This window comes from Acidimicrobiales bacterium (assembly GCA_035316325.1).
In the GTDB taxonomy this organism is placed as follows: Bacteria; Actinomycetota; Acidimicrobiia; order Acidimicrobiales; family VFJN01; genus DASXTK01.
In genome coordinates this window covers 1-5,236 of record DATHJB010000125.1, presented here as the reverse complement: position 1 = coordinate 5,236, position 5,236 = coordinate 1, and the positions used below count along the sequence as shown (strand labels likewise).

Genomic DNA, 5,236 nt, shown 5'->3' with positions numbered 1-5,236 from the left:
TGCTGGGCCGGCGGCTGTTCGCCCCGACCGAGCTGCCGGTCGGCGTGGTCACCGGCGTGGTGGGCGCCCCCTACCTGCTGTACCTGCTGGCCCGGTCGAACCGCGTGGGGACGGGAGGCTGACCATGGCACCTCTGCGCGCCGAGCACCTGACGCTGGGCTACGACGGCAACCCCGTGGTGCACGACCTGAGCCTGGCGATCCCCGAGGGGCGGATCACCGTGATCGTCGGGGCCAACGCCTGCGGGAAGTCGACGCTGCTGCGGGGCCTGGCCCGGCTGCTGAAGCCCCGGCAGGGGAGCGTGCTCCTCGACGGCGTCGAGTTGCACCGCATGGGCACCCGGGCCGTCGCCACCCGGCTGGGCATCCTGCCGCAGCAGCCGGTCGCCCCCGAGGGCATCACGGTGGCCGAGCTGGTCGCCCGGGGCCGGCACCCCCACCAGCGCTGGTTCCGGCAGTGGTCGGTCGACGACGAGGACTCGGTCGCCGGGGCGCTGGCCGCCACCGGCATCACCGACCTGGCCGACCGCAGCATCGACGAGCTGTCGGGCGGGCAGCGCCAGCGGGTGTGGATCGCCCTGGCGCTGGCCCAGGGCACGCCGCTGCTGCTGCTCGACGAGCCGACCACGTTCCTCGACCTCGCCCACCAGGTGGACGTGCTCGACCTGCTGGCCCAGCTCAACGAGGACGAGGGCCGCACGATCGTGCTGGTCCTCCACGACCTCAACATGGCCGCCCGCTACGCGCACCACCTGGTGGCGATGCGCGACGGCCGGGTCGTCGCCCAGGGGCCGCCGGGCGACGTGGTGACCCCCGAGCTGGTCGCCGAGGTGTTCGACCTGGAGTGCCGGGTGGTCCCCGACCCGATCACCGGCACGCCGCTGGTCCTCCCGATCCCGTCCCGTCTCCGGCAGGGGAACCAGCCCCGGGCCCGAAATCTCGACACCGGTGGTCACATGGCGACCATTCCTGTCGAGGTTTCGGAGTCGAAGTCGGAGGGCTCGGGTTCGGAGTGCCTAGCGGAGGACCCGGTAGCGGAGGTGGGTGACGCCGTCCGACTCGACGGCCCGGGTCTGCTCCAGCCGGATCGGGTCGGCGCCGAGGTGGTCGAACAGCCGCACTCCTGAGCCGAGCAGCAGCGGCGCCACGCTGACCTGGATCTCGTCCAGCTTCCCGGCGCGGAGCAGCTGCTGGGGGAGGCTGGTCCCGGCGACCGACACGACGTCGTCGCCCGCCGCCTCCTGCGCCAGCTCGAGGGCGTGGTCGAGGCCGTCGGTCACGAACGACACCTGCGGGCTCCACTCGCCCTCCGTGGGCGCCTCGTGGGTGACGACGAAGATGGGAGCGTCGATCGGGTGGCCGTCCTTCCAGCCGTTGGCGATGTCGAAGGTGCGGCGGCCGCTGAGCATGGCGCCGGCCCCGGCCATCCACTCGTCGACGATCACCTTGCTGGCGTCGGGTGGGTTGAGCCACCGGTCCACCCGGTTCGACTCCGGCCCGGCGCTCATCCAGGTGAACAGGCCCTCGCCGCCCCGCCCGAGCGGGAAGGCGGCACCGTCGTCGGGCCCGGCGACGAACCCGTCCAGCGACACGCTGAGATCCACGATGACACGGCCCATGGTTCCGATTCCTCCGTTGGCGGCAGGCTGTTGTTGTCCCTACCCCCTAGGACTGCCCGGCCGGCACGGAACTCATCGGCCGACGACCCATCGGCCGCAGATCGAGCTGGGGGAGAAGCGCTGGCCGGCGACCAGGGCCCACCCGGAGGAGTTGCGGCGCTCCCAGGAGCAGCGGAGGTCGCGCTCGTTGGCGTAGAGGCCGGGCTCGATGTCCTCGCCGACCCGGAGGACCAGGTTGTGGTCCCTGGGCACCGTCGAGTCGGGGACGGGGACGACGCGGTCGGTCGTCGCCGGCAGGGGCGGCAGCGGCGGCCGGGGTGCGGTCGACGCCGGCACCTCCACCTCGGCGCGACTGGGGGCTCGCCCGCGCGGCGGGGGCGCCGTCGGCGTCCTCCACGGCCCGGACTCCGACGGCGCCGGCGGTGGCACCGGGGTGGGGCCCGACTCCGGGGCCGGCGCGAGGTCCAGCAGGATCCCGTCGAGGCCGGCGTGGGTCTGCGCCCGCTCGGCCCGTTGGATGCGGTCGTTCAGCTCGGGGTCGGACAGCCGGCCCTGCGCGGCGCGGTGTCGCAACGCCTCGACGACCCGCTTCCGATCACCCTCGGTGACGCCCGCCACGCTCGGCTACTGCCGCGTCCAGGTGCCGCAGCCGCTGGCCGTGAAGCGCTCGCCGGCGTTCACGGTCACGGCGGAGGGGCGGGTGAACTCGTAGGCGATCACCTCGTCGTAGTCGTGGGTGAAGCCACTGGCCCGCTCCCACATGCAGAAGTTCGGGTCGACGCCGGGTGCGTTCGGGCTGTACGTCCCAGGTGCGACGTCGCTGCCGACGAGCCAGTCGCCGTCACCGAAGCTGGTCGCCGGCGTGGCGGGCGGCGCGTGCGGGCGCCACCCGCCACAGCCCTGGGAGCGCAGGCCGGCGTCGCTCGCCAGCACGTCGACCACGGGATGCGGGCCGCCGCCGTTGACGATGACGTCGTCGAGGGTGCCGCCGAGCCCGTGGACCCGCTCCCAGTAGCAGATCTCGCCCGACGTCGTGATCGAGTAGCGACCGGGCTGGATGTCGGTCCCGACCCGCAGGAGCACCGGATCCATGCTGGGGAACGTCGGTGGTGGCGGAGGCGGGGGAGGGGCCGTGGTGGGCACGGTCGTGGCGCGCTCGGTCGTCGGCGGGAGCGGCGGCTGGGGCGTGGTCGACGCCGGCACGTGCGCCTGGCTGCCGATGGGCTCGTTGGGCTCGAGGTCGTCGACGCGCACGGCGATCACCCAGATGGCGAGCGCCCCCACGGCGACCACGCCCAGGAGGCCGTACGTCGTGGGACGCCGCCACAAGGGCGGCCGGTCGCCACGGGGCGAGCGTGGCCGCGTGGGCGGCGGCGTCCTCCACGGGCCGTGGATCGGCCGTTCCTCGGGCAGTGGGCGTCGCGGCGGCGCCGCGGTCGGCATCCTCCACGGGCCCACGGTCGGCGGCAGGTAGGCGGGGCCCTCGATCGACGCCGGTGGCGGCCCTGCGGGCGGGGGCGCGGGTGGGGCCGGCTGCGGGGTCGGGGTCGGGGTCGGCTCCAGGGTCGGGGGCGGCGTCGGTGCGAGGTCCAGCAGGATCCCGTCGAGGCCGGCGTGGGTGAGCGCCGTCCGGGCCCGCCGGACCCGGACCTCGAGCTCCTGCTCCGACAGCAGTCCCTGCGCGGCGCGGCGCTCCAGCGCCTCGATCACCCGCTGTCGGTCAGCCTCGCCGACTTCCGCCACAGCGGGATTGTGGCACGCCCTACGAGACGGCCAACGGCAGGCGCTCCAGGCCCCGGAGGTTGATGCGGCCGTTCCACACCGGGTCCGCCGTCGGCTCGATCGAGCCGAACCGGGACACCAGGCTGCCGATCGCCACCTGGGCCTCCAGCCGGGCCAGCGAGGCGCCGAGGCAGTAGTGGCGGCCGCCGCCGAACGACAGGTGCGACGACGCGTCGGCCCGAGCGAGGTCGAGCCGGTCGGCCGAGGGGCCGAACACAGCGGGGTCGCGGTTGGCCGACCCCAGCACCAGCAACATGAAGGCACCGGGCTCGATCGTCTGCCCGCCCACCTCCACCTCCTCCAGGGTGATGCGCCGCGTCATCTGCACCGGGCTGTCGAAGCGCAGCAGCTCGTCGACGGCGCCGGCGGCCAGGCCCTCGGGGTCGGCCCGCAGCTGCACCAGCGACGCCGGGTCGGCCAGCAGCGCCCGCACCCCGTTGCCGATCAGGTTCACGGTGGTCTCGTGGCCGGCGACGTAGAGCAGCGTGACCTGGTCGATCAGCTCGTCGACCGACAGCACGTCGCCGTCCTCCTGGGCGGCGATCAGCGCGGACAGCAGGTCGTCGCCCGGCGCCGAGCGCTTGGCCTCGGTGGCCGCACCGACGAGCTCGTGCATGCGATCGCCCGCGGCCAGCACCCGCTTGACGTGCTCGGGGTCGACCACCGGCTCGAGGCTGCTCACCAGCAGGCCCGACAGGGAGCGGACCTCCTCGATGTCGACGCCGGTGTCGGGCAACCCCAGCATCTCGGAGATCACGTTGAAGGGCAGCGGGAACGCGAAGTCGCCGATGAGCTCCAGCTCGCCCCGTGCGCCCGCCCGGTCGAGCGACTCGTCGACCAGCTGCTGCACCCGCTCCCGGAAGCGCTGCACCATCCGCGGCGTGAACGCCTTCGACACGAGCCGCCGGAGCCGGGTGTGGTCGGGCGGGTCGCGGTTGAGCATGGCGTGCTCGCCCTGCCGCACCCGCTCGCCGACCGCGTCGATCGCCACCTGGGTCAGCGGGGTGTCGTGGGCCCGGCGGTCCTCGACCGACAGGCCGGGCTCCCGCAGGAACCGGGTGACGTCGTCGTGGCGGAACAGCACCCAGACGCCAAGAGGGCCTGGCGTTCTGTCTTCGCTGAGCGGGCCATGCGCCACTCAGCGAAGACAGAACGCGTGTCAAAGTATCGGGATGATCTTCATCTGGGGATGGCGCGTGCGGTTCAGGAAGCTGGCGGAGGGCGTGTTCTTCTGCCAGGTGTGCGGCGGCGACCGACACTTCCACCGCAAGCAGGGGCGCCGCTGGATCACGATCTTCTTCATCCCGATGATCCCGCTGAACGACGTGGGCGACGAGTTCGTCGAGTGCACCACCTGCCAGAACGCCTACCGGCTGAGCGCCCTCAACCAGCCGACCAGCGCCATGCTGTCGGAGAGCCTCGTGGGTGCCACCCGGGCCGCGGTCGTGTGGCTGCTCCGCACCGGGGCGCCGGCGCCGGCCACGATCGCCACGGCGCTGCAGGTGCTGTCGTCGGCGGCCAACCGGCCGTGGACCGAGCCGGAGCTGCAGGCCGACGTCGCCCAGCTCGACGTCAGCGGCCTGCCCACCCAGCTGGCCACGCTCGCCGGGGTCCTCAACGACCACGGCCGCGAGGGCTTCCTCACCGGCGCCGCCCGGATCGCCGCCGCCGACGGGGCCATCACCGATCCCGAGCGGGCGCTGCTCGACAACCTGGCGGCCTCCCTCGGGATGACCCCCGCCCACGCCCGCGGCGTGATCGCCCAGGTGGTGGAGCAGGCCGACATCTGACGCCGCCGGTGCGGTGGTGCCGGTGCAGTGGTGCCGGTGCTGACGC

At 73.8% G+C, this 5,236-nt stretch carries 7 protein-coding genes; 3 read left to right on the top strand and 4 right to left on the bottom strand.

Annotation, left to right across the window (positions count from 1 at the left end; all coding sequences use genetic code 11):
- Positions 1-2 precede the first annotated feature (2 nt).
- Positions 3-122 carry an iron chelate uptake ABC transporter family permease subunit gene (locus VK611_16475; protein HMG42930.1) on the top strand — a complete coding sequence of 40 codons (120 nt, stop codon included), beginning with the start codon at positions 3-5 and terminating at the stop codon, positions 120-122.
- A 2-nt stretch (positions 123-124) separates the two neighbouring features.
- Positions 125-1,126 (top strand): ABC transporter ATP-binding protein, encoded by a 1,002-nt coding sequence (locus tag VK611_16470; GenBank protein HMG42929.1) that lies wholly within the window; start codon positions 125-127, stop codon positions 1,124-1,126.
- Here VK611_16470 and VK611_16465 read toward each other — a convergent pair.
- The 4 genes from VK611_16465 to VK611_16450 all read right to left on the bottom strand — a co-directional run bounded on the left by VK611_16465 (position 1,016) and on the right by VK611_16450 (position 4,484).
- Positions 1,016-1,618: a dihydrofolate reductase family protein gene (locus VK611_16465; GenBank protein ID HMG42928.1), complete on the bottom strand. Its 603-nt coding sequence runs from the start codon at positions 1,616-1,618 to the stop codon at positions 1,016-1,018. The genes VK611_16470 and VK611_16465 overlap by 111 nt on opposite strands.
- Positions 1,619-1,690: 72 nt before the next feature.
- Complete coding sequence (locus VK611_16460) at positions 1,691-2,236, bottom strand: DUF1707 domain-containing protein (GenBank protein ID HMG42927.1); 546 nt, start codon at positions 2,234-2,236, stop codon at positions 1,691-1,693.
- A 6-nt stretch (positions 2,237-2,242) separates the two neighbouring features.
- Positions 2,243-3,361: a DUF1707 domain-containing protein gene (locus VK611_16455; protein ID HMG42926.1), complete on the bottom strand. Its 1,119-nt coding sequence runs from the start codon at positions 3,359-3,361 to the stop codon at positions 2,243-2,245.
- A 19-nt stretch (positions 3,362-3,380) separates the two neighbouring features.
- Positions 3,381-4,484 carry a cytochrome P450 gene (locus VK611_16450; GenBank protein ID HMG42925.1) on the bottom strand — a complete coding sequence of 368 codons (1,104 nt, stop codon included), beginning with the start codon at positions 4,482-4,484 and terminating at the stop codon, positions 3,381-3,383.
- An 88-nt stretch (positions 4,485-4,572) separates the two neighbouring features.
- On the opposite strand from VK611_16450, the gene VK611_16445 reads away from it, so the two are divergent.
- Positions 4,573-5,190 carry a hypothetical protein gene (locus VK611_16445; GenBank protein HMG42924.1) on the top strand — a complete coding sequence of 206 codons (618 nt, stop codon included), beginning with the start codon at positions 4,573-4,575 and terminating at the stop codon, positions 5,188-5,190.
- Positions 5,191-5,236 lie beyond the last annotated feature (46 nt).

Bases quoted from the DNA above. Each gene is read 5' to 3' on its own strand.
- VK611_16470 (HMG42929.1), top strand. From the start codon at position 125: ATGGCACCTCTGCGCGCCGAGCACCTGACGCTGGGCTACGACGGCAAC.
- VK611_16465 (HMG42928.1), bottom strand. From the start codon at position 1,618: ATGGGCCGTGTCATCGTGGATCTCAGCGTGTCGCTGGACGGGTTCGTC.
- VK611_16445 (HMG42924.1), top strand. From the start codon at position 4,573: ATGATCTTCATCTGGGGATGGCGCGTGCGGTTCAGGAAGCTGGCGGAG.